We start from the raw sequence: 25,835 nt of genomic DNA, 5'->3' as shown, positions 1-25,835 counted from the left end.
TGCAAACCCGGTTTATGAGTGTGCGGCCTAGGCAATTTTGCCTTCTTCTTCGGTGGTCGCCGCGACGAAAACGGCAATGGCGGTGGCATTATCGGTCCGCTTGTAGCGATGATTGTCGCGCCCTTTGCCGCCATGCTGGTGCAGATGGCCATCAGCCGAACCCGCGAATATGCTGCCGACCGGCGTGGCGCGGAAATCTGTGGCAATCCGCTATGGCTGGCTTCGGCACTGGCAAAAATCGCCGGCGCTCACCAGCCCAATTATCAGGCCGAGCGCAATCCGGCCACAGCGCATATGTTCATCATCAATCCCTTGTCGGGCCAGAAAATGGACAGCCTGTTTTCCACCCATCCAGATACTGGCAACCGGATCGCGGCGCTGCAAGCCCTGGCGCAGGAGATGGGTGCGCGTCAGGAAAATGTCTATCGCCCGCAGCAAAACAGGGCGGCGGCTTCAGGCCCGTGGGGCGGCAGCGCGGAAAGATCGACGGATGATCCCTGGGGTGTTAAGGGAGGGGCAAGCACGCGCTCCGTTCCCAAAATCGGGCGGCGCGGCAAGGATAATGACGCCCCGAAGGGACCATGGAATTGAACGAAAGACGCGGCAAATCTCCAACCGGCAAACCATCCTCCGGCCATCGGGAGTCCAGCCTTGGGACCCCTGGCAAACAGGATGGCCAATCCAGGCACAAGTCCGACAGACCCCGCAGGCCAGCGTATGACGACAAGCCGGGGCTGGAAGCGCGCATGGCCGCGAGCCGCCTGTTGGCGGCGGTGATCGACCGCAAGACCTCGCTGGATGGCATGATGGACGGCGACCATGGCAATCCCGCTTATGCCGCCCTGTCGGAGGCCGATCGTGGCCTGGTACGCGCTATTCTCAACACCTCCTTACGCTTTCTGCCCCGCATCGAGGCCATGCTGGCCCGGCTGCTGGACGCGCCTTTGCCCGACGGTGCGCGCGCGCTTTATCATTCGCTGATCGTTGCCGCCGCGCAAATGGTCTACCTTGATGTCCCCGATCATTCCGCCGTCGATCTTGCCGTCGAGCAGGCCAATCGGGATCCGCGCAGCCGCCGGTTCGCCAAGCTGGTCAATGCCGTTTTGCGCAGGCTTGGCCGTGAAAAACAGGCACTCTTGGCGGATGTCGAAGATGTCATCTGCATGCCAGACTGGTTCTTCGAACGGTTGATCGCAGTCTATGGGGAGGAGGAAGCGCGGCGGATCGCGCAGGCCCAATTGACCCCGGCTGCTATCGACCTGACCGTCAAGGCCGATCCTGCCATTTGGGCCGAAAAGCTCAATGGCGTGGTGTTGCCGACTGGCAGTATCCGGCTGGCAAGCTTTGCTGGTGCGGTTTCAGCGCTTCCCGGCTTTGAAGAGGGTGCCTGGTGGGTTCAGGATGCGGCGGCGGCCCTTCCCGTGCGGATGTTCGGGGCCATCGAAGGCAAGCGGGCCGTGGATCTCTGTGCCGCACCCGGAGGCAAGACGGCGCAATTGGCTGCCGCGGGTGCGGTGGTGACGGCGGTCGAACAATCGGCCAACCGGCTGAAGCGCCTGGATGGCAACCTGCAACGGCTGGGCTTTTCAGCGCAACTGGTTCATCAGGACCTGATGGAGTTCACTCTGGGAGACGACAGTGCGGGGGGCGACGACCATCCGGGCTTTGACGCCGTGCTGCTGGATGCGCCCTGCTCTTCGACCGGTACGACGCGCCGGCACCCGGACGTGTTTTACACCAAGGGGCCGCAGGATATCGTCAAGCTGGCGGGCGTGCAGGAACGGTTGCTGCGCCACGCCGTGACGTTGCTGGCGCCGGGTGGCTCTATCGTGTTTTCCAATTGCTCGCTCGATCCGCAGGAGGGCGAGGATGTTGTGGCTCGGGTTCTGGCCGATCATCCGGAACTGGAGCGGGTTGCGATGCAGGTTGCCGACTGGCCGGGGCTGGAAGATGCGATCACGCCGCTTGGCGAATTTCGCACCACGCCTGCTATGTTACCAGGGCAGGCCATGTTACCGGGCGGCGATAGCCATGCGGGCGGGCTGGATGGCTTTTATGCCTGCCGTTTACGCCGGGTTTAAATAAATCTTTACATAATTGGCGGCTGATAAACTGACATCCTTCGATTTTGGTTTGTCAGCCTCACACTTTTATCGCGCAAGGCCAAAGCGGGATTGCGCGCAACGGAATGTCGAATGCCACAGAGACAGGGCCAGAGTTTGCCGGTGCTCTACGTCCGCGAAGGCTGGCGGCGATGGAAGCGGCGCGGCTGGTTGCCCGTACGTGCTGCTTTTTCGCGGCTGCATCGTCGGCAGGTTCGCCTTCTGGTGGCGCCGACCGATCTGCGGGTGGTGGATTCCCATGTGGCGACAGAGATTTTCGAGGGACGCTTTCCACTCGCGGGACGCTTGCTGGAATGCGGACGCGCCTCGCCCTTCACCCTGGAACTGCCGTCGCAGGTCTTTGCCGCCAGGCTCCATTCCTTTTCCTGGCTTCGGCATATCCGCGCCAACAAGACGCCGGAGGCATCGGCCCATGCGCGCGCCATTGTCGATAGCTGGATCAAGTTGAACGGCAAGCGGGTCGGGATCGGCTGGGAGGCTGGGGTACTGGGTCAGAGGATCATTGCCTGGCTGTCCCATTCGCCGGTCGTCCTTCAGGATTGCGAGAGCAGCTTTTACCGGCGTTTCCTGAAAAGCCTCAGCCGTCAGGTGGCTTATGCCGGACTGAGCGCCGACCTTGCCCCCGATGGAGTGGACCGGCTGAGACTGCGTATCGCTTTGGCGATGGCCTCGATTGCCATGTCGGCCTCGGCGCGCCAGATCCGCAAGGCAGCCCATTTCCTCGACCTGGAACTGGAGCGGCAGGTATTGGCCGATGGCGGGCATATCTCCCGCAATCCGCAGGCAGCACTCGACATCCTGTTCGATTTGCTGCCGCTGCGGCAGACCTATGTCAATCTCGGTCATGATGTGCCGATCAAGCTGATTTCCACCATCGACCGGATGTTCCCCGCAATAAGGTTCTTTCGCCACAGCAATGGCGATCTGGCACTGTTCAATGGCGCCACGGCAACGCTTGCCAATGATCTGATGTCGGTGCTGCGCTATGACGAAAGCGGCGGCCAGCCATTCCGGGCTTTGCCGCACAGCCATTACCAACGGCTGGCGGCGGGCGGTGCCGTCGTTCTCGTCGATACCGGCGTGCCTGCGAAAGGCGATGTCAGCCGCACCGCCCATGCGGGTTGCCTGTCGTTCGAACTGTCTTGCGGGCGCCATCGGTTGGTGGTCAATTCCGGCACACCGCGTTTTGCCGGAGAGCGATACCGGCAGATGGCGCGGGCAACGGCGGCCCATTCGACCCTTGTCATCGCCGATCAATCCTCCTTCCGTATCTCGACCTCGCGGTTTTTGGGACCGATCATTGTCGGCGGCGTCTCTTCGGTGGAGGTGATGCGCCGCGCCGGTGACGATGGCAGCGACCATCTGACGGCCCGCCATGACGGTTACCTCAGGGGTTTCGGCATTCTTCACGAGCGGGATCTGCGCCTCAATGCGGCAGGTACCAAACTGGTGGGCCATGACCGGCTGCTCTCGGACAAGGAACAGCCGCTGGCCGATATGCCGAAGGGCGGGGTCATCATCCGTTTTCACATTCACCCCTCGGTGCGCCTCACCCAGGAGGATGACCATAACATCCGGCTGACCGCCAATGGCGGTAGCGAGACCTGGATGTTTTCCTCTCCGACCGGCTTTCCTGTCATTGCCGAGGACGTGTTTTTCGCGGGCCTTTCAGGCATTCAGGCTTCCGAGCAGATCGAGCTTGTCCTGGAAACGCCGGAAATCTGGTGGTTTTTTTCAAAGCAGGGATAAGGCTGTTTCCTCCATGAACGGGCTGTGCTAGGCGGGCAGGCATCATGCTTGCCGCCGGTCTGCGGGCTGTATCGGCTATTTTTGTTCACGCAATTCCACCGCTGGGATGCTTTTGAAGTCCATCCAGGAATTGCTCTTTCGGAGTGAAGGCCATGGCTGTTGTCTCGAAGAAAATCCCTGTTCCGGACAGAGTGCAAATTCGCACCGCCCTGCTGTCGGTGTTCGACAAGAGCGGCATTGTCGATCTTGCCCGGGCCTTGAACGATATGGGTGTGCGGCTGCTATCAACCGGCGGCACCTACAAGGCGCTGATCGAGGCAGGCCTGCCCGCAACCGACGTGTCAGACGTGACCGGCTTTCCGGAAATCATGGATGGCCGGGTCAAGACCCTGCATCCTGCCGTGCATGGCGGTCTGCTTGCCATCCGCGACGATGAAGACCATGTGAAGGCCATGCAGGCGCACAAGATCGAGGCCATCGATCTCGCCGTCATCAACCTTTACCCGTTCGAGGCCGTTCTGGCGGCGGGCGGCGATTATCCGACCACGGTCGAAAATATCGATATCGGTGGCCCGGCGATGATCCGCGCCTCTGCCAAGAACCACGCCTATGTCACCGTGGTGACCGACCCCGCCGACTATGCCCAGCTTCTGGAAGCGCTGAAAGCGGATGATTGTCACACGCCTTATGCGCTGCGCCAGCAATTTGCTGCCCGCGCCTATGCCCGCACCGCCGCTTATGACGCAACGATTTCCAACTGGTTTGCCGAGGCGCTTGCCATTGAGACGCCTCGCAACCGGGTGATTGGTGGCAGCCTGCGCGAGGAAATGCGCTATGGCGAGAACCCGCACCAGAAAGCCGGTTTCTACGTCAATGGCGATCAGCGTCCGGGTGTCGCAACTGCCACGCTTTTGCAGGGCAAGCAGCTTTCCTATAACAATATCAACGATACGGATGCCGCTTTCGAGCTGGTTTCGGAATTCCTGCCCGAAAACGGCCCGGCCTGCGCCATCATCAAACATGCCAATCCATGCGGTGTCGCGGTCGGCAAGACGCTGGCCGATGCCTATCGCCGGGCGCTGGCCTGCGACAGCGTTTCGGCTTTCGGCGGCATTATCGCGCTGAACCAGACTCTGGACGCTGAAACTGCCGAAGAAATCGTCAAGCTGTTTACCGAAGTGATCATCGCCCCTGACGTCACGGAAGAGGCAAAGGCCATTATTGCCCGCAAGGCCAATCTGCGGCTGTTGACCACCGGCGGTCTGGCCGACCCACGCGCGCCGGGCCTGACCGCCAAAACGGTATCGGGTGGCCTGCTGGTACAAAGCCGCGACAATCTGGTGGTGGAAGATCTGGATCTGAAGGTGGTTACCAAGCGCGCGCCGACCGCAGCCGAGCTGGAAGACATGAAGCTGGCCTTCAAGATTGCCAAGCATGTGAAATCCAACGCTGTCATTTATGCCAAGGACGGCCAGGCCGTCGGCATTGGCGCGGGCCAGATGAGCCGGGTGGATTCCGCCCGCATCGCGGCGATGAAAGCCGAGGACGCGGCCAAGGCCATGGGGCTTGCCGAGCCGCTGACCCGTGGCTCTGCCGTTGCCTCCGAAGCCTTCTATCCCTTTGCCGATGGATTGCTGGCTGCAATTGCCGCCGGTGCGACGGCGGTGATCCAGCCGGGCGGTTCCATGCGCGATGCCGAGGTGATTGCCGCCGCCGACGAGCACGGTGTCGCCATGGTCTTTACCGGCGTGCGCCATTTCCGGCATTGATTGGCTATTATTCGTCAAAAAAGGGCGCGGAGTTTTTCACTCCGCGCCCTTTTTTATGAAGTCCTGACTGGCGAATTCAGCGGGTTGGGCCGGACCGCGCATAGGTCATATCAGGCACCGCCGCGTCTTCTTCCCAATCGAGTTCGACGGGTCTTCCCAGAACGGTTAGGATGCCCTTGGGCGAGGTAAGCCGCGGTGGCGGATCGATGAAGGCATCGGGCATATTGACCGTTCCCTCGATAACCCGCTGCACCATGGCGCCAATGGCTGCCTGACGGCCTGCCTTGTTGAAGAAATCGCCCTTGATCTGAATGGTCGCGGCCAGGGCCTTGACGAGATCGCGCATCAATTCTGGATCGACCGGCTCCGGCCGCTTCCAGAAATCATCCAGCCGGCCCTGATGGGTCAGCCCCGGCACGTCAAACACCGCGCAGCCCAGCACGATGGTTGGCTTTTGGGCGCGCAGGCTGTGAAGGCCAACCGTGGAATTGACGATGACAACACCCGCCGTCTTTTGCAGAATATCGTGCAGGTCGCCTTCCTCGATAAAGACGACGCGATCCTCGATCTTGAACTCGCGGGCGATATGGCGAAGCACCTTGTGCCAACGCTCCAGACCATTGTCGAGCGGATGCTGCTTGAACAGCAGCTTGCTACCCGCTGGCGCATTCTTGACGAAGGAGGCGATTACCTGCCGCATCATGTCGCGCAGATGCCGGTAGGGTGAATTGGCGCGGATCTGGTAATCGCTCTGCAATTGCAGGGCGACGAGATAGAAAGGCGGCTGGCCGTCCTCCAGAAATCCCTCCGGCAGTCGGGCAGGCTTGACGCCCGCTTTCAGCAGCCAGGGCAGATAGTCCACCAGGGCAGAATAATATTTGTCGGCGTTATAGAGCGGATAGAAGGGCCTGCCGAAGAAATTCAGCAGGTTGTAGATCACTTCGTTGAAGGCTTCCTGTCCGAACGTATGCGGATATTTCACCGCGATATCAGGTTCTTCCACCTTGGCGGCAATGGCGCGAATAGCCTTCGGATCATTGGGAAAATGCGAGAAGCGGCCCATGCCGTCGCGCTCGAAGGTCAGCCAGTCCGGCCGCAGATAGCCCCATTCGACCGCATGACAGCGCACCCCAATTTCAGCGCCGATTTCAGCCGCTTTGGCGTGATAGGGCAGGCGGTCCGCATAATAGACGATATCGGTAATGCCCTTTTCGGCAATCAGCCGCCGCAGAAAGGCTGGCCATTTGGAAAAGGAACCGCGGTAATTTTTAGCGCCGCGTTTGCGCCAGAACAGAAAATCGCCCAACGTAAAATTCACATGATGGGTTTTTACGCCCGCTTGTTCAAAAGCTCTTGCAAATTCCGTCCAGAGAATGGAGGGAGGCCCCTGAAGGAACAATACGGCCTTTGTCGGCTCAGATGATGTCATTGCGGACGGGACCCCTCGTCTCAATTTCCACGCAAGGTTTTCAATTCAACGGCTCTTATAGGCCATGTTATAATTTTGTCGTATGACTTAAACACCACAGAAGGCAGGGATTCGTTAGAGAATCGTTTATATCGAGTGACAAAGCGACGCACATTTCTGTTTCTCCAAGGCCCGGCCTCGCCGTTTCTCCCAGCGCTCGCAAGAGCATTGGAAACGCGCGACGTAGCCGTGCGTAAGGTCAATTTTTGTTCAGGTGATGTCATTTTCTGGAAAAAATGGCCTTTTGATTTTTTTCGTGGCCGGGATGATGCCTGGCCCGGCTTTCTTGAACGGCTCATTCTGCGTCACGGCATTACCGATGTGCTGATGCTGGGCGATGGCCGCCCCAAACATGCTGCCGCCGTTACGCTATGCATCAGGCTTGGCCTGCGCGCCCATATTTTCGAACATGGCTATCTGCGGCCCGACTGGTTGACGGTGGAGCCGTTCGGCATGTCCAGCCAGTCGCGTTTTCCCGTCGATCCGCAGGCAATCGTGGCATTGGCGCAGGGCGTCGAGGCTCCTCAGCCGCGCAGTCCCTATCCCTCCAGCTTTCTCACCTATGCGCTTTACGACTTGATCTATCATATTCCGAATGTCGCGCTCGGCTGGCTGCTGCATCCGCATTACAAGGCGCATGGCCCTGTCCATCCCGTCGTGGAATATAGCGGATGGATCAGCAAAGGCCTAACCGCACGCCGCCGAAAGGCGCAAGCATTGCGCCTGCAACAACGCTATCTGGCGACGGACAGAGAATTCGACTTCTATCTTTTTCCGCTCCAATTGCCGGGGGATTACCAGATCCGCCGCCATGCGCCGATGGGCGACTTGTTTCGCATCCTGCAAGCCGTGATCCGTTCCTTTGCCCGCCACGCGCCATCCGGCAGCAGGTTGCTGTTCAAGACCCATCCAATCGACAACGGTCTGCGTGACTGGTCATCAGACATTGCCCGCATGGCTGCGCGCTGCGGCATTGCCCATCAGATCGATGTGATCGACGGCGGTGACCTGACCGCCCTGATAAGGGCGAGCCGAGGCCTGGTGACGGTCAATTCCACAGTCGGCCTGACAGCGTTGCAACATGCCGTCCCGGTCATGGCGCTTGCGCCAGCAATCTACGACGTACCCGGCCTCACCCATCAGCAAAGTCTCGCCAGCTTCTGGAAGGCACCCGAATTGCCTGACGCCACCCTGCTCAATCACCTGATCCGCGCTATGACCGCCACCATCCAACTCCCCGGCGGCTTCATCGGTAAGCAGGCCATCACCGACGGTGTCACGGCAATGGCCAACAGACTGCTGGCCGAAACAAAACCACTTGCCCGTGAGCCTTCACCGGAGCGCAGCCGTTTCCGTTATGAGAGTGAGCTTTTAGACTTGGAAGCAGGGGAGTGAGGTAATAAATGGTAGAGAGGGTGGGACTCTTCCATAATTACAGAAAAATCAAGGGTTTCCACCAATACACTGACAGATAATCCCGATTACGATACTTGGAGCGATACATGGCGCGAAACATTTTGACGCGTATTTTTCCCTCCATTTTTGACTTGACGATTGCGTGCTTCCGAGCCCTTTGCGTCAGATCGGTGGGGTCGCTTGTTCGCTAAAAGCGGGAGTAACCTGCGGCGAGTGCTACCTGCCCTTCTCCAGCCTGGAACGCACGACGGCAGCGTGTGTGGCCGCGTCTACGGGATGCTTCGCTTTATGTCGTGTCGTGTTGCATAAGAGGCATGCCGCGACTATGTTCGCAGCTGATTGACAGCTGAGGATCGCGAGTTCACGAACCGTGGTAGATAGAGCTACAGAGTGAAGGCGCTCGTCACGGAACGAGGCAATGTCTTGTTGGCTTAGGCCGATCAGCGTCCGATAGGCGAGATCATGGCGGCGTAGCACATCGATCCGTTGGATCTGCTGGATGCAACCGCGTTTGGTGGGTGATATTTCGTGCTGATAGCGTTCGAGAAGCTGCCCGAGCGTTGTGCTTTTGAGTATTTTCGTGTCAGGGGCGGCACCGAAGCGATCAACCTGGGCTTCTAGGTCGCGCGCTCACTTCTCCGCTTCAATTTTGCTGTCAAAGCTCTTAGCCTGCGGCTTCATTCCACGACGGCGCACCTGGGCTTGCCAGCGTACTCTCAGTTTTCTGATCGTTGCCATCTCAATCTCCGTTTGCGATCGAGACGATGCGTAGGATGCCCCGTTGAGGGGGCCAAGGATGATTCCGACACTGCCACGGGAAGATCTAAAGCGCGGCTATGATAAGGATTTGCCAGATCGTTGGGGATGATAGCGCAGCCGAACCGGCTGCCCTTGTCCGGCCTCGCTAGTGGGACACGGAGCAAGGACAGCGAGCCGCAATGCTGCCAGAGCAGATTAGGCGGCCTTCGTCAGGTCTCCATGAGGGTCCAGCACGTATTTTACCGCTGCCCCCTGATCAAAGCTTTCATAGCCCTGCGCGGCGTCATCAAGCGAAATGATCTTTGCGTTGACGATGTCGGCGATCGGTAGCCGGTCGTGAAGGATGGCTTGCATGAGCTGACGATTGTATTTCAGCACGGGCGTCTGGCCGGTGTGGAAGGACTGGGCCTTCGCCCAGCCAAGACCCAGTCGAAGGGACAAACTGCCCTTTCTGGCGGCGTCATCTACGGCACCGGGGTCGTCCGTGACATAGAGGCCTGGAATGCCGATCGAGCCTGCCGCGCGGGTGATCTCCATCATTTGGTTCAGAACTATGGCCGGCTGCTCGCTGCCCGAATGTCCGCGGGCTTCGAATCCGACGGCATCGATAGCGCTATCGACTTCATCAATCCCAATGACCTGGGCAATCATGTCCCCGAGCCGGTCGCTCTTCGATAGATCGATCGGCTCGAATCCGACCTTGGCGGCATGGGCAAGGCGATCCTTGTTGAAATCACCGATCATCACGACCGCTGCACCAAGAATGCGCGCTGATGCTGCTGCTGCGAGACCGACCGGACCGGCGCCTGCTACATAGACCGTCGATCCGACACCGACCCCCGCCTTCACTGCCCCGTGAAAACCCGTCGGCAGGATATCGGACAACATCGTAAGATCACGGATCTTCGATAGAGCCCTGTCGCGATCCGGAAATTTCAAGAGATTGAAATCCGCGTAGGGGACGGTAACGTAACGGGCCTGGCCGCCGATCCAGCCGCCCATGTCAACATACCCATAGGCCCCGCCCGCGCGTGATGGATTGACGGTCAGGCAGACGCCAGTATCCTGCGACTTGCAGCAGCGGCAGCGGCCACAGGCGACGTTGAAGGGCACTGAGACGATATCTCCGATTTCCAGCATTTCGACATCGACGCCCTTTTCGATGACCTCACCAGTAATTTCATGGCCCAGCACGAGGCCTGGCAAGGCCGTAGTGCGACCACGCACCATATGCTGGTCGGACCCGCAGATATTGGTAGAAATGACCTTTAGGATGACGCCATGCTCGATCCGACGACCGTCCGGTGCCTCGAGCTTGGGGTCGTCGATATCTCTCACCTCGACCTTGCCCGGCCGCAAATACACGACACCTCTGTTCCTGCTCATTCCCATTCCTCCTCTGGGTTTAGATTTGAAGCTGCTGCTCGCCTGGCAGTTCTTTGAACACGGCAGTTCTGCCGTATTCAAAACCTTTTCCTCCTCGAAAAGATCATGTCAGCTAGACAATGCACCTTAACCCCATCAGCAGAACATCAACATCGCTATTCGACTGCCGCGACAACGACATGCGGAGGCGAAATGGCGACGAGCGTCGATTTGCGATGGCATCGAACTATGCTTCGGCTGTCGCGACCACTTCTCGCATCAACTTTGCTCTCGAAACTCGCGGGCTCATCCACGTCGACGCACCTAAGCTTGCCAGCGTCCTCTGAGTTTCCAGATCATTGCCACGTGATCTCCAATACATATTGAAGCTCATGCGTAGGATGCGGTTGGAAGGGCGCCAGGAATTATCCTGGCACTGGATACTCGACGGCATCGCTGACTCACCGCATGGCCAGAACGGACAGTGTCGGTTTAAACCTCGACAGTCTCTCGGACATCATCCAGAAGAAAATGCACAATCACATAACGTGTCGTATAGTGCTGACCGCTATCGGAAACACTCTCAACGCTGCCACCCTCGGACGGATGCCAGTTACGGTAATGCGGGTTGTTGGTGATCAACGTGATGGCTTTACCCGAAAAGCGTCCGCTAAGCCGATAGCGAGCTTCAGAGAGGTGCCAGATCTTTTCGAAATTCTGCTGGCTGATACGAGCTTTCAAAGCTCTTCTCGTAATCGCCTTTTCGGTTGAACCATCGCTGTGTGCAACCGACGGAATTTGAAGATCAACTTCTTCCGCATCGTCCAGTATAAAGGCAAATTCGTCTGGCCACATCCGTTTCACGTAACGCTCCTCCCAAAGCTTTCCGTCCACTAGCACCACAAGTGTAGCGTTTCTGCTGTGAGAGGCAAGGCTGATATGAACCACGCCACGCAACGCCGTGGCGAGCTTCCGGATCGTTGCCATTGTGACCTCAAATCGTTGTTGGAGATCGCGCATAGGATGCCCCAGGAGGGGAGGACTATCCCGATGCAGTAATGACCTTGTCGGTGATCGACGAAATGCAATTTTGATATGCACCACCCAGAAATTGGCAATCTGGTTCTGAAGGTATGGCTCTTTGTTTCATTCGCCTTATATTTGGTGGTGAAATGTCGTTGCTAAACACGAAGACTTAACTATCCAAATCCGAGATTACCGGACTGAATGGACGCTGTTTTCCGATACATCGGACCTGACAATGAGTTTTTTCGAGAAGATCTTTGCTCGCCGAGCGATCAATCCGATGTTGATCGACAAGAAGGACTACCACGCATTCACCACCGATTTCGATCACATCGTAAAGAGCGAAGACCTCGATCAAGTCCTGGGGCCTCTTGCTCAGGACGATGCCGCGATTCTCGATCACGCCTAGCAGACCTTCGAGCTGTCTTTGACAGCATTGCGAGCAGAATGGACAATAGCGGGCATAAGGATGGGATCACACCTCGCGGCCCATCTGCCGACGTGCCGCCGAGAAGATATCGTTGTCTCGCTTCTTATCGATCATTCCGGATCGATGCGGGGCCAGTCGATTTTGATGGCCGCCGCCGCCGCAGATGCAGCTCAGGACTTTCTTCGAAATCTCGGATGCAAGGTGGAGGTTCTCGGGTATACGATTGCCAGCTGGAAGGGTGGAAATTCCCGCAAGCGTTGGCAGAATGCTGGATCGCCCCGGAGACCGGGTCGTCTTTGCGATCTGCTCAATATTATTTATCGCTCAGCCGATGACATGCGCGTTTCATCACTCGGGCATCGGCTGAAGAACATGCTTCGCCCGGATCTTCTCAAAGAGAATATCGATGGTGAAGCTCTTCAATGGGCAAGCGAACGCCTGCTTCGTGCACCAGAGCGCCATAAATTTCTGCTCGTCCTGTCTGATGGAGTTCCGATGGATGACTCGACGTTCGCGGCAAACGGTGCCGATTTTCTGACGCAACATCTTCAACAGGTAATATTAGGTCTTGAGTCCGATGAGCGCCTTTCGGTTATGGCCGTCAACCTCGGTCATCAAGCGGCGGATTTCTATAAGACGAGCCGGCGCCTCGACATGCCTGCAAATCTGGGTCCTGAAGTCATCGATATGCTGAGGGAAGCAATAGAGAAAAAGCTCGCGCTGAATTGATGGGGAACAGACACAGCGCTCGAGAGGGCGGCAAATACCGCCCTCTCTTTTGGTTAGCGTCGTTTCTTGCGCCAAGGCGCGTCCCTCTGCCAGTCTCCGGCCATGATGCTGCCGAACGGCATCACCTCGTCGACCACTTCGACCAGGCCGTAATGCTCGATCTGCGCCCGCACCTTTGCAGCGCTTTTGTAGGCGCTCGGCAACTCCGACACGTCGGCAAAACCTGAGAAGAACCGCGCATCGAGACCGTTCGTTTCCTTTTCGAGGACCGCAGCGATGTTGTTCGGACTAAGGCCACGCGAATCCGCTCCGTATTCAGCAGCCAGCTGGCGCATATGTGCGCTGCGCGAGACATTACGCCCCGCGCCATGCGGTGAAAAGCCGAGGCCATGCGCGGCATTCGAGCCACGAACGATCAGCACCGGTTCTGCCATATTGAGCGGAATGATGGTCAGATCGGTCGCGTCCGCTGCCCAATTGTCGAAGGCTGGTGTCGCGCCCTTGCCGTGGTAGAATAGCCCATCCGACTTGCGGAAGATGAAGTTATGCTCGTTCCAGAAGCGATCGGCCACCTTGGCGGAGAGCCTTTCTGCGGCCATGTCGTGCAGCACATAATGGTTTTCCTTCGTCCACTGGCGAATGATCTGAAGCGCGGACCAGTAGAACTCGCCCTCCTCGGTCTCCGCCGGAATCCAGGCATTCTCGCGATGCGTTTCCGGCGAGAGAAGTTCCCGGAATTTGTTGGCAACCACCATGCCTTTGTCGTAAAGCCGCGCGCCCGGTGCTCGCGATCCATGGTGAGTCACCAGTGCGGTCTCGCCGGTTGATTTCATCGTGCCGACATAGGCAAAGTGATTGCCATCCCCCTGCGTCCCAAAATGTTCGACGGCAGCTTTAAGCGGACCTTCCCGCAGATAGGGATTCTGCTGGAAGGCGGAAAGCGTTGCCTCGGACGGCTTGATCTGCGCGTCATGCGGACGCCCGCCGGGACCGAAATGCGTTACCGCATGGACGGCATCAAGAAGTGATTTCGGATCGATGCCCGGAAAAATCGAGATCGCCATCGAGCAGCAGATATCGGCCGAATGCATGCCGGGATGGATCGCTTCAGACGCCACCACCCCGCCGACCGGGATCGTCCCGATCGGCCCCGCGGGGCAGGCATCTGGCATGATCGCGGCGGAACGAACCACCGGCGTGCGCACCAGCGCCCGCATGGTCGCGTTGACCTTCTCGATATTATCCTGCTCGAAGGCGTTCTCGGCGCGGATGTTGCAATAGATCTCGATATCATTGTCTGTCCGCAAGGCAAGCGTCGGCCCCGGCTGAAAGGCTTTTGCCGCTTCCAGAGCATCCGCGACAGAACCGCCCTCGCTCAATCTCTTGTTGGCGGCGTCGAGTGCCGGGCGAAACCACTTGCCCTGGCTCATCCCCGCATCGATCAAATCCTGCCCGCTCAATATCTCGATCATCTTCTTTTCTGCGATTGCAGTCCTTCTTCGTTTCGTCAGGTCTTTCATCAGGCCCCGGCGACGAGGTAAGGCAAGACAGTGAACTGAGCTACGCATTCCATTTTGGAAATGCGGGATGGCTTGAACATCCGACCTCCCCAACGCAAGCCGTTGGTGTGCTCTACCTGTAGTCCTGCCGGCATTCGCCGAGTATTATTTGCAGCGGCGACAAGGGTGGACGAAACCGGATGGCCCCGCTCGTGCCAGAGAGCGCCGCCAAGGGAAGGAGTCGAACCTTGCCAGACCATCCAAGTGTGGAGGCTGTAGTTCCGTCCGGCATTCGCCGCTGCAAATCTAGTTATGGCAATAGACCGGACACTTCCCGCCGGTCCTACACAATGGCAGGCGACGACGGGGCAGGCTTCGAACCCACAACTCCATTTGCGGAGCACCAGTTTCGTTTCCGGCCTTCTGCTTCTTTGTCATGGCGACCAGTGACAAGGAAACTCCGCTACCAGAATGGGAGTGTGACATCCCTTGCAGGGTTTGAACCTGCCGCGGCTATGTAGTTTCCTTTGCATTCGCCATGTTATTCATCCGTGACGACGAGGTTGGAGAAACGTCCTGCTCTATCCGCTGAGCTACGGGTTCAGAAAATCGAGAACCCGGCGGGATTCGAACCCGCGACCTGGAGGTTAACAGCCTGTAGTTTCATCCGGCATTCGTCACGGTTCCCGCGCCGTTCACGGCGGCGCGGGGGTATTGCCTCTACGTCAGAGCTCAATCGCCTCGATGGTTTTCACCCAGCCGTCTGCCCTTTTATTGGCAGCGAACTCGGAGATTACTCCATAAACGGCGTCCGAGAAGCCGCCGATATTGAGCACGTCGTCGCGTGTTGGTGCCTGCGAGGTGGCGTGGGGCTGGATGTCGAGGCAGACCAGCTTTGCAGCCGGGTTGACCCGCTTGATCCTCGCCCATTCCGTCATCACAGCGGTTGGCTGACCGCTGCCGCGCGCATCCACCCAGGATTGGTTGTCCGAGATGAACACGACGAGATCAACCTTGGCCTTGTCGTCTGCGAGCTTCCTCAACGGCGCGGAGCAGTTTGTTCCGCCGCCACCGACCGCTGCCAGCTTGCCAGCATTCGTCATCACCGAATCCTGGCGGTTGAGCTTAACGTCGACCACGTCTTTCTCGAACGGTAGCACGCGCGCCTTCGGGTTCCGCCGCAGAAACGCCGCCGTCATCAGGCCTGCCACGTCAATGCAGCGCACTGCGGACGTTGCGCCCTTGCGGTAACCGGTCACGGGAGAACCCATGGAGCCGGAAACGTCGGGGCAGAGCACGACATTGCCGGGCAACGACGGCACATTGGCGATCGCAATATCCATCGCATCCTGCAAGGCATCGTGCACCACGTCCGGAACCTGGCCGCCAACCATCTTCCACGTCATCATCAACTGATAGGGGAAGACCTTGGCATTTCGGATCTCATCTGGATCGGCAAGCCGCGCAGCCAGCATCATCGCGACGCCCTCGACCTCAAACACGCCCTTGCGGGCAAAAGTGTTAAGGTTCTGACGCACCATCTGCCAGCTGCCTTTTTCGGCGATCTCGACCCAATGCTCCCGTGTCAGCGGCAGTGAGGTCAGCATTTGGAACGGCACATCCGGTATCGGCAACGTCTGGTCCTGCCGGAAGGCGTGCAGCGCCTTGACGAGTTCCGGTAGCGCCGCATAGTCGTGCGGCTTGCCGATCACCCATGCATAGAGCGCTTTTTTTTCTTCCGAGGCAGGCTTCGGGTGCACCATGCGGATCACGTCGGCAAGCGAGGGGTCGTTGCCGACCATCGCCCGTAGGATCTGCTCCGTGCTCGCCCGTTCCAGCCATGCCTGCACCAGCTTCTTCGGCCGCGTGCCCAGTGACTTGCGTCCTGTCGCGCCTGAGCGCATCACCTGGACGAATCCGCGCAGCATCTTGCCACTCCGGACCACGCGCGGAAATGCCCGTGCAAAGGCCTCACTCTGAAGGCCGGAAAGCACCGCCAGCAAGGTCACCGGCATGTCTTTCATGTGGCCACTCTCTGCGGCATGAATCGCTACCTTGGCCAGAAACTCCGGCTCGACCTGAAGCGCCAGCGTCTTCACCGCTTCCAACTGCTCGGCACCATCCGCGTAGAATGTCCCATTGAAAGTGCCGGTTACGGCATACTGTGCCAACGCCTCGCGCGGCGTCAGTCGATAAGCCGGAGCACCTTCATGGTTTGTCGTCTCTGCGAACGGAAGCAGTTTTCCGAGATAGGTTTTGAAGATCGCCTTGTTGACCATGACAGCACCTGTTGTTTGGTTCGTGCCAGATACAATTCAAGAGGCGTGCCAGTTGGAAGAAAACGGCCTGTAATGCGCAAAAAATAATTTTATGTATTTGTAATAACTTCAATAATTTCTCGTCTCTTAAAAAAGATTCAGAGTTTGCCTAATCACGGCACATCCAATATTCTATCTAAAAATATTGAAGTTTATAAAATTGGATAATCCATGAAGCGTCGAGTGGCTCTTAGTATTTTGGGAACTACCCTTGATGCAGGAAAATGGGAGAATCGCTGGACGCGGTGGCGGCCTAATGTCGGGCTTTGCCAACAGAGTGGACTGTTCATCGATCGACTAGAGCTCATTCACGATAATCATGCGAGCGCACTGGCCAGCCGGGTCACCAGTGATATCGCAATCGTGTCTCCGGCGACCGAGGTGCGCAGCAATCTGATCAATTTCAAGGATCCTTGGGACTTTTCCGAGGTCTATACGCATCTGCGAGATTTTGCCCGCAATTATGCCTTCGACCCGGATACTGAGGATTATCTTGTTAACATTACCACGGGCACACACGTTGCGCAGATCTGCTGGTTCCTGTTGACCGAGGCCCGGATTATTCCGGGTCGCTTGCTGCAACTTTCGCCACCACGCGACCGGGAACTGACACAGGATTTTGCTGGCACGCACAGGATTATCGACCTTGACCTCTCCCGCTACGATGAGATCGCCAAGCGTTTTGCCTCGGAGCGAGAAGACGCGGCATCCTTTTTGAAATCAGGCATTTCGACCCGCAACGCGGCGTTCAACCGAATGATCGACGAAATCGAGAGAGTAGTCATCCGCTCGACGGCGCCCGTTCTCCTGACCGGTCCGACAGGGGCCGGAAAATCCCAGCTCGCCCGCAGGATTTATGAGCTCAAGAAAAACCAGCGCAAGCTTGTTGGCCTGTTCATAGAAGTCAATTGTGCCACCCTGCGCGGCGATCAGGCCATGTCCACCCTGTTTGGCCACGTGAAGGGTGCATTCACCGGCGCTGCGGGTGAGCGTGCCGGCTTGCTTAAATCGGCTGACAAAGGCGTGCTCTTCCTGGACGAAATTGGCGAACTCGGCCCTGACGAACAGGCGATGTGCTTACGCGCGATCGAGGAAAAGCGATTTTTGCCCGTAGGGTCTGACCGAGAGACATCGGCAGACTTTCAACTGCTTGCCGGCACCAATCGCGACCTCGGCGAAGATGTCCGCAAAGGGAGGTTCCGCGAAGATCTCTATGCCCGGCTCAATCTCTGGACTTTCCAGCTTCCGGCCCTGCGAGACCGCAAGGAGGATATCGAACCCAATCTCGAATTCGAACTCAGACGTTTTCTGGAGCGGGAGGGCGAAAACGTCACGTTCAACAAGGAAGCCCGCGACCGATACCTTGCCTTTGCGACCGGCCCGCAAGGCATCTGGAGTGCAAACTTCCGCGACCTCTCCGCCTCTATCACCCGCATGGCGACCTTGGCACCTCATGGACGCATTACAACAGATGTCGTCGACGATGAGATCCAGAGATTGAATAACTTTTGGCGCTCATCGTCCGACCGCCACGAAGCCGATACACTACTCGAAGAACTATTGGGCTTCGACGTCGCCGCGCGCCTTGACCGCTTCGACGCCATCCAGCTCTCTGCCGTTATCCGCATCTGCAGGGAACATGCAACCTCAAGCTCCGCGGGCAGGGTTTTGTTCGCACAGTCGCGATTGGAAAAGAAGAGCAGTAACGACGCCGATCGCCTCATCAAATACCTAGCCCGATTTGGCCTCAAGTTCGAAGACGTAAGGGCGGCACGTTAAATCTACATCCGCAGTGCCTTGGTTTGTGGTCCGGCGCATTTCTACACCCTGGTGCAGGCACTATGGAATCAACAGAAACAGTGGGAAAGCCTTATGGTCAAGGTTCAAAATGGCGGAGAGGGTGGGATTCGAACCCACGATACGGTTGCCCGTATGCCGCATTTCGAGTGCGGTGCTTTCGACCACTCAGCCACCTCTCCGCGTAACTGGTCGGCGCTTAGCTGCGCGGGCTGTCTCATAGCGGCGTTTGTAGGGGCTGGCAATTTTGACACTGCGGCACCGGGATGTGGCCGTGATGTGCCTATTGCAACGCTATATCTGATGTTGGCTGCTGAACGGCTGGGCTCAAAATATTACCGAGGGGCCTATCGTCATCCTTACGTAACCAATCGCGGTAGCCTGTTGAGCTCCGGCCTTTCACCAAAGCGGATGCTGGAGACGGTTTGGAGAAAGGAATATCACGTAGCAGCTCAAGGTAGCCGTCACGTTGCACTAGGAGACCTTCTTTAAGTAACGCCTCACGGAGCTTTCTAATGTTGGAAGGTAGGCTGTCCGTCGCGACCGGATTAATTTTAGAACCTGCCAGCAGGGTATATGCAGCATCCTTATATCGCAGATATGCCCTTGCATCGGTGCGGCTTGGAAGGGTCGTGGCATACAGATCAAGGAAGAGTTCGTCGGGGGCTGCTTGTGGCTCGCTTGCAGGAGCCGTTGCAGAAGTTCGCTCCTCAACAGAAAATAGATCATAACCCAATGCCTCGAGCACATAGATCATGTTGTTGAGGTAGGTGCGCATTGTCGCAATATCAGCGCGCGGGAGATTGGAGCCCGTTGGTTTGTTGCTGTTGGCGACAATTGCTTTGCCGCTGTTACCTTTAAGGATAGTCCACAGTTCGAGCTCAAGCCATTTCACATGCGCTCGTGTGAGTGCGTCATCCTTGCTGGTAAAAATCAGGAAGGTGTCGAACTCAATGGGAAACTTGCCGCTCGTGTAACGCTGGGAAAAGTCGTCGCTTTCACCGATATAGATTTCCGGCAGGTCATCGTCGGCACTAGCGCGTGTCAGCAGATAGACGCATGATCTTGCCAGCACCTCAGCCTCGAGCGCCTTCTTGAAGAATTCAGGTTGCCCGGTGATGGCGACCCCGGTCCAATTGTCCAGCTCTACCGTGCGCAGGCTTCGTGGATCCTGACCTGTTATGAAAATCTTGACAACGCGGCCAACAGGTTCATCACCACTCATAAAATTCTATCCACGTAAACGTCAACTTAAAGATGTCTCTTCAGTAGTATAGCGCAAAGGAATAGTGTCAATTCGATTCGTCAGTAACATGGAAATCTATGCATGCTCACAGGTGAAATTCGCTCAAAAGTCGATCAGGTCTGGAATGCCTTCTGGGCGGGCGGGATTGGCGATACGCTCTACGAGGTCGAGCGAAATTATTCGCCGGGGACTATGCGTAGCTTAGACGACGTTCAGAATTCGGAGGAGAACGAGGCAGGAAACACTCATGCGCTTGTCGGATTTGGGGATCCTCCAGCAAGGAGCTTATAGGTTGAATTAGAGCCGTAAACGTAGCGCCTACCAATTGCTGTTGGCGTAATCAAAAGCTCGTGAGCCATGCATCACGAGCTTTTATTGCTATCGCAACCGTCCCGTCTTTATTTCAACAGCAACCGGACCTTCTCTATTAAAACGCAGTCGAAAGTTGATTTGGCTTCCGACACTCAGCTCGTCAAACACGTCGGGATCAGACGCTAGCCGATGGCTGAATATTTTCTTCGGGTAATTCGGGGTGCGAATGAGAATAAAGCGATCTCTAACTTCTTCTACTACACCCATATATCTGCCTAACATGGCAGTAATCGCATTGTCTGTGGCAGGCGCATGTCGACGAAACCCGTCCGGGGCCATTTGGTCTATTGTTGCAAAAAGTGTGACAGCATCGGAGACTTTATTTTCCATGAAAAGAAATTGAGCCAAATTATATCGATTTTCAAAGTTTTGGTCTGCCAGTGAGAAACTTAGCCTCAGATGGCTCTCAACTAGGGCACCGTCATATGGTTCTTGGGCAAGGTAGTGAAAGGCTAAGGCATTGTGCGCCGTCTTCTCATCAGGATTACGTGCTAGAGCCTCCTTTAACACCTTAATGGCATCACCGGGCCGGTTCCGGGTATCATACATTTTTGCAATTCGTATAGCGGTGCCAGAACCTCTTGTGCCAGCCAACCACGCGCGTTCGAGCGCACGTAACGCGCGATCTTCCTGGTCAATTTCCTCCCTGAAGCGTGCCTCGATTTGAATCATGTCTGCGTCATCGGGAAACGCTTGTTGAGCACGCAAAAGCGCAGTTTCAGTGTCTTTGACCTTTTCAGCGAAAAATAAGGCTTCATGCTGCTTTGGGTCATCCCCTAAAGCTGCATTTAGCTCCTCCAATTCATCAACGAGCAGTTTGCACCTGCTGGAGGCCGCGAACCTATCGTGGATTGGCATTTCATTGAGGCGAACACGCGCACGCTTGCGGAGGGAATCTTTTAGTATTGGAGATGACTCGTGGCAGGCCCGTTTTCGATCGGTTTCAGCTTGTGTATGTATGATCGACTTGCTCTTTGGGTCCATTTCTCTCGCAATCGCCGAAAGCCGCTCGGCTTCATTGAGTGAACCGTGCTTATGATTGAGCTCAAAAACAGCCCATTGGTGATATAGGAATGCAAGCGTTGGGGCTGCATCAACGGCGGCCTGATAGATTTTTCTGGCCTCGGAGACGCCCACGAAAGTTTCAGAAAGATGGCGCCCTCTTGTTATTTCAATAAGGGCATGTCTGTCAGTCTCATAACCGACATCGAGTCCATTGATTAGTCGATTGAACTGCGCTGACTTAGTAGAATCGTCTGGGCAAACTTGCCGAAAAACAATTGCAGCTACTCGCGCGTGTCTAGTTTGATAATAGTGATCTTGCGTGTAGCTGCCTTCCACAACTTTAACGATATCTTGTAGAGGGGAGAAAAAGTGCCTTTCGTAGTCGTCGAATTCAATGCCGGATATCCGGGATATTGTGCCAGCTCGAACTTTGACCGCGAATTGGTGCATGGTTGCAATGTCGAGATAAAGTTGACGTGCTTGTGGAGGGTGAATCCGTTGATGTTCATTTAAGATTATTTCTTCAAACGGCTTTCCTTGTGTCAATTCGTGTAGCGCGACGAGAAGTTGCCTGTCTGCACGCTCCTTCTCCATGAATGCCTCAATTTGCTCGTGCCTTCCTAACCTTGCCAGGGCCCCCAAACAACTGTGGCGTTCAAGAAGATCGAGAAGTCCTTCCACTTCAGCGCGAGACAAATTTCCTACTCGAATGAACTGTGGACTGAAATCAGACTCCAGCGACGAACAATAAGTGTTCCAGTCAGAGTCCCGTTCAGCACCAACAATTAAGAGTGGCACAGATCGCGATGCCATCACCTTTAGCAGGTGATGGACCTTGTCTACGTTCAATGCCACCTGATCAACAAAAAGGTAAATAGGTGCCTTCGAGAGCTCATATAGCTCTACAAATACTTCGGGATGGAGGGCACCATCTTCTTCGTGCCAAAGCACTAGGACGTTTGAAGCTGTCGCTGCCTCGTAAGCCGAACGTTTTAGTGCGATCGTCTTGCCGGCTCCGGCTGCCCCGCGCAACATAAGCAACACTGGGCCGGAAGGCTTCTCGTTCTCAAGGACGGCCTTATAAAGTAGATCGTCCTCTACCTTGCGCCTAACGTCCAGACGACGGGTGATAGCGGCCCATCCGGTATCATATCCCTCATAGAATTTCTTAGGATCTTGAACCTGCACGGCGATACCTGCGTGCAAGAAGGTGATATCTTTCTCCAATGCCGCGAGCAAACCAGCCGACTCTCTGGACGGACTTGTGTAGAACTTCCTTATGGGAAGGTCCGCCACATCGTTTGTTGGTGACAAGGCGCGCTGTAATGGCGGAATTGCCCTGTCTAATGCGGCCATGAAATCACCGAAACGGCTTTTGATTACGCCTACGTTTTGCGAGGCCCAAAAATCAATATCGTAATCCTCCGCGTCGGGCGTAACAATATACCAGCGCGGGCGCTTATCGGACGAAAGATCATATATTAGCGAGCGAATATGGGCGTCATCTAGCCTATATCCAACAAATATAAGCGTTGATTCACGCGCTTTGTCTCGAAGGCGTCCAAACAATCTTGCTCTATTTTTGCTATATGCGGCGAATTGTTCCCGCGACAAAACAAGTGGTATATCTGTGTCGTGAATATGATCGAGGCAGCCATGGAGTTTTGCATATAGAACCCCATTTACGACAGATTGAAGCTTTTCCTCGACTGGTTCATCGTCCTTAACGAATCGGACAAGTTTTTGCCGAGAATTAGCTGCCCTACCGTAAGCCCTCTCGACGATCAGATCATAATTCGTGGTCGCAATCATCCTCCAACTAAATTCGGTCATCAAATCATGAGCTTTGCCCGGCTCAAAGCTATCCAGTGCCTGCCTTACCTGTTCGAAAACCTGAGACTGTCCACCCACGGTTTGAATTGCCATCTCTGCAACCGCCATGACGTCGCGATTTTTCATTGCTTTCCCGAAAAACCGCTCTGCCAAAATATCACGAAGCTGGTCGGCATCAGGGGGAGTTGCATCGGCACTGTTTCGAGCCTCCTTCGACGAACCTGCGCCAAGAAATGGTATGGCGCGGCGGTTGCGCACCGCTTCAATGAGCGGGGTAGGCAATTGAATTTCTGCTGAAGTTAAGTTGTCCATAAAGCCCCCACTTTATTACTTTTTACTCACTTAATCCTGAGTAGGTCACCCATGCAAGCTTCAAAGGAAGGTTTATTTCAAATTTCCGTTGAACGCATAGCCATGAGGACAACAGCTGCCTTGTAGGGACGTTAGGCGCTGAACAATTACACCGGGGGCGCAGAACTACAAATCTCAGGCCACGAAACATGAGGGCCTTCTAAAGGGCGAGGACCCCGTTGCGTTCACATCTTTGACGATCAAACCACGATTACCACTCATGCCTTTTTGCAGATTGCATATGACCTAACAATGCTCAGCAATGACCAAAAGTCTACGGAGAGCATACACCAGGATTTGGGATGCGGGGCTAGAGTCCGGTGAATTCCGGTTACCGGTTTGGTAAGTTAGTGGCACCAGAATGTGACGAACATTCCCGTCCTAGCAGCGATGATCAGGAGAATCGGCCCCCGACCCAAGATTTCTGTCGTGGCGCGTGTCTCTCCACTCGACGTTACCGTTTAATCTGCACGGAGGCGTAGGGTGGATGGCTGCGTAACTAGCAACGCACGCTTTCGACACAAGGAAGGTTGTAGGCTGGCTTTGTGCTTCTAGACGCTGCTTCGCAGCTCTCTATATGCCAAACTCGGCAGCGAGTATCCCTGTCTATTTAGCTGCTTGTGTAAGACATTCCGGACGTCCGCAGAATACGAGCCAACGTTTTGGGATGAATGTTGTATTTTGCGGCCACCTCAGAAATTGGCCGTTGATCTATTTCGATGGCATGCCGAGCAGCACATGTCTGAGCGTCGGTCATGGAAGGGCGGCGTCCTAAGCGAGAACCTCGAGCTCTGGCAGCTTCCATTCCAGCTTTGGTGCGCTCGCTAATGATTGCCCTCTCAAATTCGGCCATCGCTGCCATCATATGAAAAACCAACCGCCCGCCCGATGATGAGGTATCAATATTTTCGGTCAGTGATCGAAACTCGCAACCCCGCTTTGCAAGCCGATCTACAGTCTCGATGAGATCTATCAAGGAGCGTCCGAGCCGATCAAGCCTCCAGACGACAAGCATATCAGCATCTTTTAAATTTCGCAGTGCTTTCCTCAGGCCCGGTCGTTGAAAGTCTGCACCGGAAAGCCCCTGATCGGTGAAAATTTCTGAGCACCCTGCTATCTGCAGTGCTGAAACCTGCAAATCGAGGTTCTGCTCGACCGTCGAGACGCGAGCGTATCCGATTAGTTTCATGATAAGATGAACCTTCCATAACGCAACCAAGCCATTGACATAATGGAACGATTTCGCTCTGTCGGGGTTAAAATGGAGCAAATCCGGAAGTCACTGAAATCACTGGAGGCGATCCGGTCTGCGTTTATACGCAACGTCTATCGGACAAAGGTTCCCTTTCGCTCTGTCGGTCATGTATCGGCTCGACGTTCAGCGAGGAGCGTATGGACTTTTCTTTGATCATTTTCGTATCCGGCTGCGTGTTCGGTGGCGCTTGTGCAATTTTAGCAACCAACAAGAACCGCGACCCGCTTGGCTGGTTTGCCTTGGGCTTCTTCTTCAGCTTCATCGCCTTGATTGTAATTGCAGCGCTATCGCCCGCTACGAAGTCATCGCAGGCTGACCGTGGTCGATCGCAAAGGCCACAAGGAAACAGCGAGTTCGCAGCCAATCCGAAAGACCCGGAGCGTCCCTGGCTCGGTTGATGTTGTGGAGCTGTGGTCAAGCTCATGTTCAGTTGCACTCTCGGGATCGGCTCGCTACGAAAGTAGTCAGCAGCATGTCGACGACTTGCAATCGGGCCGTCTCAAGTTCAGAACATTCCGTAAGCCGGATTTGTTGCCGGGTCATGGTCCATTTCCTTTGACGCCATTCGCTTAACGGCCCGCTCCTGCTGACGCAGTAAAAGCGCGGCCTGAATATCGGCCTGGGGCATACCTTCTTGCTCCTTACGCTTGATGAAATTTGCGTCGGCTCGCTGGCCACGCTTGCGCTGCACTTTCTCTTCGGGCGTTAGATGCGACAAGTCTTCATTCGGCGTGCTACGAACCTTGCGTCGGCTGGCATTGCGCAGTTCCCTGCCGTCTCGCGAGCGCCAGTCATCAATGTCACGACGGCGACGCCACGCGTCGTCGGTGCTCCGCTTGCTTTCCGTGTCAAATCGCTTCTGTGCATGCTCAATCAAGAGATCCAGTTGCGCGATTCGACGCTGGCTATCCGGATGAGTCAAAAGCGCGCTACGCTTCTCCTGCAAGTCACGAAGCTCTTTCAACCGACGGTCATAGGCAGTGAGCTTAATCGCCGCACGCTCGAGCACATACGTATCATCATCACTTGGATTTTCCATGCCGGAGGCTCCTCTGCTGTTTGTCTTCACGGAGACTTATAGCGGATGACCGGAGCAACCGCTTCAAGTTGTGAGCGGGAGATGGAGCGTTTAGACGCCCGGAGCGTGAACTTTTGGCCGTATTTATCTACCTCTTATTATACATAATAACTTATATATAATTAGAGTCTTATATACTCCGGTCAAAAGTTCACGCTCCCGGCGCTTGTCATCTTCTGATGCTTCCGGGAGGGACAAAGGCTTCCGGTGGATAAGATCTACATCGGAGTAAACTCGAGGCCTTTCG

17 protein-coding genes, 1 tRNA gene and 2 pseudogenes are annotated in these 25,835 nt (G+C 56.0%); 9 read left to right on the top strand and 11 right to left on the bottom strand.

All coding sequences use genetic code 11. From position 1 onward, the window contains the following. Positions 1 to 27 precede the first annotated feature (27 nt). The 4 genes and pseudogenes from G6L01_RS15960 to purH all read left to right on the top strand — a co-directional run. Positions 28 to 591 (top strand): annotated as a pseudogene (locus G6L01_RS15960) (M48 family metalloprotease); the annotation flags it as partial. Further along, on the top strand, positions 582 to 2,081 hold the full coding sequence (locus G6L01_RS15955) for an RsmB/NOP family class I SAM-dependent RNA methyltransferase (protein ID WP_070166281.1): 1,500 nt from the start codon (positions 582 to 584) through the stop codon (positions 2,079 to 2,081). The pseudogene G6L01_RS15960 and the gene G6L01_RS15955, both read left to right, overlap by 10 nt. A gap of 114 nt (positions 2,082 to 2,195) precedes the next feature. After that, positions 2,196 to 3,872, top strand: a complete 1,677-nt coding sequence (locus tag G6L01_RS15950; RefSeq protein WP_071206107.1) for a heparinase II/III family protein — start codon at positions 2,196 to 2,198, stop codon at positions 3,870 to 3,872. Positions 3,873 to 4,024: 152 nt separating this feature from the next. Continuing rightward, positions 4,025 to 5,641, top strand: coding sequence for a bifunctional phosphoribosylaminoimidazolecarboxamide formyltransferase/IMP cyclohydrolase (purH, locus tag G6L01_RS15945; protein ID WP_070166283.1), 1,617 nt, complete (start codon positions 4,025 to 4,027; stop codon positions 5,639 to 5,641). A gap of 76 nt (positions 5,642 to 5,717) precedes the next feature. Here the strand turns inward: purH and G6L01_RS15940 are convergent, their stop codons facing one another. Further along, positions 5,718 to 7,070 (bottom strand): capsule biosynthesis protein, encoded by a 1,353-nt coding sequence (locus tag G6L01_RS15940; RefSeq protein ID WP_070166284.1) that lies wholly within the window; start codon positions 7,068 to 7,070, stop codon positions 5,718 to 5,720. 135 nt (positions 7,071 to 7,205) lie between these two features. Here G6L01_RS15940 and G6L01_RS15935 point away from each other — a divergent pair, with 135 nt between their 5' ends. Then, on the top strand, positions 7,206 to 8,504 hold the full coding sequence (locus tag G6L01_RS15935; RefSeq protein WP_070166285.1) for a capsule biosynthesis protein: 1,299 nt from the start codon (positions 7,206 to 7,208) through the stop codon (positions 8,502 to 8,504). A 366-nt stretch (positions 8,505 to 8,870) separates the two neighbouring features. Here the strand turns inward: G6L01_RS15935 and G6L01_RS15930 are convergent. From G6L01_RS15930 to G6L01_RS15920, 3 genes and pseudogenes are all read right to left on the bottom strand, one after another. After that, positions 8,871 to 9,263: pseudogene (locus tag G6L01_RS15930) on the bottom strand (site-specific integrase); the annotation flags it as partial. Between the two features lie 216 nt (positions 9,264 to 9,479). Further along, positions 9,480 to 10,670, bottom strand: a complete 1,191-nt coding sequence (fdhA, locus tag G6L01_RS15925; RefSeq protein ID WP_070166286.1) for a formaldehyde dehydrogenase, glutathione-independent — start codon at positions 10,668 to 10,670, stop codon at positions 9,480 to 9,482. A 471-nt stretch (positions 10,671 to 11,141) separates the two neighbouring features. Next, positions 11,142 to 11,504, bottom strand: a complete 363-nt coding sequence (locus G6L01_RS15920; RefSeq protein WP_070166287.1) for a hypothetical protein — start codon at positions 11,502 to 11,504, stop codon at positions 11,142 to 11,144. Between the two features lie 406 nt (positions 11,505 to 11,910). Here G6L01_RS15920 and G6L01_RS15915 point away from each other — a divergent pair, with 406 nt between their 5' ends. After that, complete coding sequence (locus G6L01_RS15915) at positions 11,911 to 12,084, top strand: hypothetical protein (RefSeq protein ID WP_156584320.1); 174 nt, start codon at positions 11,911 to 11,913, stop codon at positions 12,082 to 12,084. Between the two features lie 60 nt (positions 12,085 to 12,144). Then, complete coding sequence (locus G6L01_RS15910; RefSeq protein ID WP_070166288.1) at positions 12,145 to 12,834, top strand: cobaltochelatase CobT-related protein; 690 nt, start codon at positions 12,145 to 12,147, stop codon at positions 12,832 to 12,834. Between the two features lie 53 nt (positions 12,835 to 12,887). Here the strand turns inward: G6L01_RS15910 and G6L01_RS15905 are convergent, their stop codons facing one another. Beyond that, entirely contained in the window at positions 12,888 to 14,306 is a 1,419-nt protein-coding gene (locus tag G6L01_RS15905) for an RtcB family protein (protein ID WP_070166289.1), read from the bottom strand. Positions 14,307 to 15,058: 752 nt separating this feature from the next. Then, positions 15,059 to 16,612: an RNA-binding protein gene (locus G6L01_RS15900; RefSeq protein WP_070166290.1), complete on the bottom strand. Its 1,554-nt coding sequence runs from the start codon at positions 16,610 to 16,612 to the stop codon at positions 15,059 to 15,061. A gap of 210 nt (positions 16,613 to 16,822) precedes the next feature. On the opposite strand from G6L01_RS15900, the gene rtcR reads away from it, so the two are divergent. Then, on the top strand, positions 16,823 to 18,430 hold the full coding sequence (rtcR, locus tag G6L01_RS15895; RefSeq protein ID WP_070166291.1) for an RNA repair transcriptional activator RtcR: 1,608 nt from the start codon (positions 16,823 to 16,825) through the stop codon (positions 18,428 to 18,430). Between the two features lie 110 nt (positions 18,431 to 18,540). Here rtcR and G6L01_RS15890 read toward each other — a convergent pair. The 4 genes from G6L01_RS15890 to G6L01_RS15875 form a co-directional block, all read right to left on the bottom strand. Continuing rightward, positions 18,541 to 18,630 (bottom strand) — tRNA-Ser (locus G6L01_RS15890). Between the two features lie 101 nt (positions 18,631 to 18,731). Further along, entirely contained in the window at positions 18,732 to 19,673 is a 942-nt protein-coding gene (locus G6L01_RS15885; RefSeq protein ID WP_070166292.1) for a DUF4357 domain-containing protein, read from the bottom strand. A gap of 399 nt (positions 19,674 to 20,072) precedes the next feature. After that, the gene (locus G6L01_RS15880; RefSeq protein WP_070166294.1) at positions 20,073 to 23,216 is read right to left on the bottom strand and encodes an SIR2 family NAD-dependent protein deacylase; all 3,144 of its coding nucleotides are present in this window, start codon (positions 23,214 to 23,216) and stop codon (positions 20,073 to 20,075) included. 649 nt (positions 23,217 to 23,865) lie between these two features. Next, positions 23,866 to 24,444 (bottom strand): recombinase family protein, encoded by a 579-nt coding sequence (locus G6L01_RS15875; RefSeq protein WP_070166295.1) that lies wholly within the window; start codon positions 24,442 to 24,444, stop codon positions 23,866 to 23,868. Between the two features lie 203 nt (positions 24,445 to 24,647). Here G6L01_RS15875 and G6L01_RS15870 point away from each other — a divergent pair, with 203 nt between their 5' ends. Beyond that, positions 24,648 to 24,908: a hypothetical protein gene (locus tag G6L01_RS15870; protein ID WP_070166296.1), complete on the top strand. Its 261-nt coding sequence runs from the start codon at positions 24,648 to 24,650 to the stop codon at positions 24,906 to 24,908. 107 nt (positions 24,909 to 25,015) lie between these two features. On the opposite strand, the gene G6L01_RS15865 is transcribed toward G6L01_RS15870, so the two are convergent. Further along, positions 25,016 to 25,549: a hypothetical protein gene (locus G6L01_RS15865; RefSeq protein ID WP_070166297.1), complete on the bottom strand. Its 534-nt coding sequence runs from the start codon at positions 25,547 to 25,549 to the stop codon at positions 25,016 to 25,018. Between the last annotated feature and the right edge of the window lie 286 nt (positions 25,550 to 25,835).

Origin of the sequence: Agrobacterium vitis (assembly GCF_013337045.2) — a bacterium.
Classification (GTDB): Bacteria; Pseudomonadota; Alphaproteobacteria; order Rhizobiales; family Rhizobiaceae; genus Allorhizobium; species Allorhizobium vitis_B.
The sequence above is the reverse complement of the archived record's forward strand: the minus strand, read 5'-3'. Positions and strand labels throughout refer to the sequence as shown.

Excerpts from the sequence above, each read along its gene's own strand:
- G6L01_RS15955 (WP_070166281.1), top strand. The coding sequence starts at position 582 with ATGGAATTGAACGAAAGACGCGGCAAATCTCCAACCGGCAAACCATCC.
- G6L01_RS15950 (WP_071206107.1), top strand. The coding sequence starts at position 2,196 with ATGCCACAGAGACAGGGCCAGAGTTTGCCGGTGCTCTACGTCCGCGAA.
- purH (WP_070166283.1), top strand. The coding sequence starts at position 4,025 with ATGGCTGTTGTCTCGAAGAAAATCCCTGTTCCGGACAGAGTGCAAATT.
- G6L01_RS15940 (WP_070166284.1), bottom strand. The coding sequence starts at position 7,070 with ATGACATCATCTGAGCCGACAAAGGCCGTATTGTTCCTTCAGGGGCCT.
- fdhA (WP_070166286.1), bottom strand. The coding sequence starts at position 10,670 with ATGAGCAGGAACAGAGGTGTCGTGTATTTGCGGCCGGGCAAGGTCGAG.
- G6L01_RS15920 (WP_070166287.1), bottom strand. The coding sequence starts at position 11,504 with ATGTGGCCAGACGAATTTGCCTTTATACTGGACGATGCGGAAGAAGTT.
- G6L01_RS15915 (WP_156584320.1), top strand. The coding sequence starts at position 11,911 with ATGAGTTTTTTCGAGAAGATCTTTGCTCGCCGAGCGATCAATCCGATG.
- G6L01_RS15910 (WP_070166288.1), top strand. The coding sequence starts at position 12,145 with ATGGGATCACACCTCGCGGCCCATCTGCCGACGTGCCGCCGAGAAGAT.
- G6L01_RS15905 (WP_070166289.1), bottom strand. The coding sequence starts at position 14,306 with ATGATCGAGATATTGAGCGGGCAGGATTTGATCGATGCGGGGATGAGC.
- G6L01_RS15900 (WP_070166290.1), bottom strand. The coding sequence starts at position 16,612 with ATGGTCAACAAGGCGATCTTCAAAACCTATCTCGGAAAACTGCTTCCG.
- rtcR (WP_070166291.1), top strand. The coding sequence starts at position 16,823 with ATGAAGCGTCGAGTGGCTCTTAGTATTTTGGGAACTACCCTTGATGCA.
- G6L01_RS15885 (WP_070166292.1), bottom strand. The coding sequence starts at position 19,673 with ATGAGTGGTGATGAACCTGTTGGCCGCGTTGTCAAGATTTTCATAACA.
- G6L01_RS15880 (WP_070166294.1), bottom strand. The coding sequence starts at position 23,216 with ATGGACAACTTAACTTCAGCAGAAATTCAATTGCCTACCCCGCTCATT.
- G6L01_RS15875 (WP_070166295.1), bottom strand. The coding sequence starts at position 24,444 with ATGAAACTAATCGGATACGCTCGCGTCTCGACGGTCGAGCAGAACCTC.
- G6L01_RS15870 (WP_070166296.1), top strand. The coding sequence starts at position 24,648 with ATGGACTTTTCTTTGATCATTTTCGTATCCGGCTGCGTGTTCGGTGGC.
- G6L01_RS15865 (WP_070166297.1), bottom strand. The coding sequence starts at position 25,549 with ATGGAAAATCCAAGTGATGATGATACGTATGTGCTCGAGCGTGCGGCG.